Here is a 1,367-nt window from a genome sequence, read left to right as displayed (position 1 = left end):
ACGCCGCAAGGGACTGGCTCCGGAACTCCTCCGGGGTCAGTCCCTTCAGTTTAACCTGGCGCCTCCTCGTGTTCCAATGGACCACGAAGTCGTCGAGGTCCGCCTTGAAGGACTCGAAGTCCGGCCACGTCCTTCCGCGGAAGAACTCGTCCTTGATGTGGCCGAACACCTGCTCCGTCGCGCCGTTGTCGATGCAGTTGCCCTTCCGGGACATGCTCTGCACCACGCCGGCCTCCTCCAGCCGCCTGCACCAACCGGCCTGCTGGTACTGCCAGCCCATGTCCGAGTGCAGGATCGGCCTGGAGCCCTTGGGCTTCTTGGACACGAGCTGGTCGAGCAGCTCGTGCTGCTGGGCCATGTTGGGGTGCAGCGACGTGGACCAGGCGACGATCTCCTTGCTGCCGAAGTCGTAGACCGGCGCGAAGTAGGCCTTGCCCCAGGGCTGCTTGAACTCGGTGACGTCGGTGCCCATCTTTTCCCACGGCCCGTCGGCGGCGAAGTCGCGCCCGATGACGTTCTCGAAGGTCTTTCCGACCTTGCCCCTGTACGAGTTGTACCTGTGGTAGTCGGTCTCGCGGCGGATCCCGCAGCTGATGCCCATCTCGCGCATCATCTTCAGCACGGTCTTGTAGGCTATGCGCACGCCCTGCTCGGCGCGCAGGCACATGGCGATCTGCCTGTGGCCGCACCCGTTGGCGGTGCGCGAGAATATCTCGGCGGCGGCCTCCCAGAGCTCGGGCCTGGTGGGAGCCTTCGGGTGCGACAGCGCGTAGTAGTAGCTCGACCTCGCCAGGCCGGCGCACTCCAGCAGGCACCCCAGCCCGTACCCCTCTTCGCGCAGGGCGCCCACGGCCTCGACCTTCGCCCTGGTCAGAGTCCGTCCCTCTCGACCAGGGCACGCAATTTTTTTAGGTAGGCCACCTCGGTCTCGAGCCTTCGGCAGCGCTCCTCGAGCTCCTGCTCGCGCGTGCGCGGCCTCGCCTTGGAACCGCTCGGCCGGCCCTTGGGCTTGGGCCTGAGCGCCTCGGCGCCGCCCTCGCGGTAGAGCGCGCACCATCTCTTGAGCGGCGCCAGGGACATGACGCCGAACGCCTCCATGGCGTCCCGCTTGCTCATGCCGCCGTCGACCACGGCCGAGGCGGCGGCGACCTTCTGCTCATATGTGTACCTGGCCTGCTTGCCGTCCATGGATAGCAGCACCTCGCTTCCGAACGACCGGTATACGTAGAGCCATTGTCTCACGGTGTCGCGCGGGACCGACAGCGCCTTCGCCGCCGACTCGGAGCCGTGGCCTCGCTCGAAGAGCCCGATTGCCGCCTTCCTGGCCTCGATGTCGTGCTTCACCCTCAAGTCGACACGCATAAAAA

The 1,367-nt window shown here is 66.3% G+C and carries 2 protein-coding genes; both read right to left on the bottom strand.

Features of this window, described 5'->3' with window-relative positions:
- Positions 1-850, bottom strand: an 850-nt coding sequence (locus I4W07_RS09090) for an IS3 family transposase (protein WP_271739787.1), incomplete at its 3' end; no start/stop codon positions are given.
- Positions 851-870: 20 nt separating this feature from the next.
- Positions 871-1,367 (bottom strand): transposase (locus I4W07_RS09085; protein ID WP_459560478.1); only part of this gene is annotated, 497 nt, incomplete at its 5' end.

Origin of the sequence: Collinsella aerofaciens, from assembly GCF_015670745.1 — a bacterium.
Lineage (GTDB): Bacteria > Actinomycetota > Coriobacteriia > Coriobacteriales > Coriobacteriaceae > Collinsella > Collinsella aerofaciens_T.
This window is presented reverse-complemented; position numbering and strand designations above follow the sequence as displayed.